Origin of the sequence: Shewanella sp. UCD-KL12 (genome assembly GCF_001957125.1) — a bacterium.
GTDB lineage: Bacteria > Pseudomonadota > Gammaproteobacteria > Enterobacterales > Shewanellaceae > Shewanella.
In genome coordinates, this window is sequence record NZ_MPHJ01000039.1 from 1 (window position 1) to 1,093 (window position 1,093).

Consider the following 1,093-nt stretch of genomic DNA (forward strand, 5'->3'; position numbering starts at 1 on the left):
CACCCCATAGTTCTTGCTTAACACCTTCAACAAATTTGCTTCGTAACGTCACCTTACTTTGCAATTGAGTTTGCTTCAGTTCGCCGTATCCCTCCTCTATTTCCCAGCGTTGCCAGTAGATATTTAGTAGTTTATCCACCGGATATTTAACAGGGTCAACCAATGAGGTGACAAACCCCTTTATTTCACCTTTTGGCTCTTGATAAGCAATAAAACGAGCACGCCATGTTTCGGGGAGTTCGGGATTTTTCTTTCTCGCCTGGGGGGAGACTGGCATATCAATTAGCAAGTCATTATTMGCAAACTCTTCGACCACCTCATAGCGCATCTTCGATTTTATTGGTGTCAGCCAGTGTCGCTGTACTCCTGAGCCTTGCCAGTTTAATAGTAAGTCAGCAGAGAAATAACAACGGTCAAATAGGGTTAAGGAGTTATCTGAGGCTTCTTGAACTAAACGCTGAGCGAGTGTTACTTCTCCTACGTGGCAGCCATCAAAAGCTGCACCCAAGACCATTCTGGTTTCAGTCGATATAAGGCTAACTAATCGAAGCTGAGGATAGGGTTTGTGTGTTTTTGAAATAAAACCAAATGTATCGGCGTTCTCTTGTGAGTCTTGGCAACGAAACACGGTTCCATCAACTGCTAGAGTTGTAAGTCCTAGTTCGTTATCGTCCCCCAAGGCTTGTTCAAGCCAAGCTGAGACCGTAGATTTAAATAAATATGACATAGGGGCTTCCCCTAAGCGTCGTCGGCAATCAGTCAGTACACTCGGGGCTACACGAGACCAAGTGTTGCCTCCTGACTGAAGCGCTATATCCATCGAGCCACAAACCTCTTTGATGGACTGGTTACGTATTAACCCCATCCAAAGCACGAGCCAGACTGCCTGCTGTGCAGGCAAACGGCGATTACGGATACTTGCCTTGTTGGCTGTGAGTAATGACTGCTCTATCCACTCTGAATCAATAGCCTCCATTACAGAACCATAAGACCCACTTTCTTCAACAGACTCATGAACTAGCTCAAGCTCTTGCGCAAACATAAAAAAATCCCCACCAGAATACTGGTAGGGATTATCTTTCATCTGCAGGAT

1 protein-coding gene is annotated in these 1,093 nt (G+C 45.3%); it reads right to left on the reverse strand.

Going from position 1 to position 1,093, the window contains the following annotated elements:
- A partial coding sequence (locus BM736_RS24700; RefSeq protein WP_179079106.1) for an IS4 family transposase occupies positions 1-1,042 on the reverse strand: 1,042 nt, incomplete at its 3' end.
- Positions 1,043-1,093: the final 51 nt, after the last annotated feature.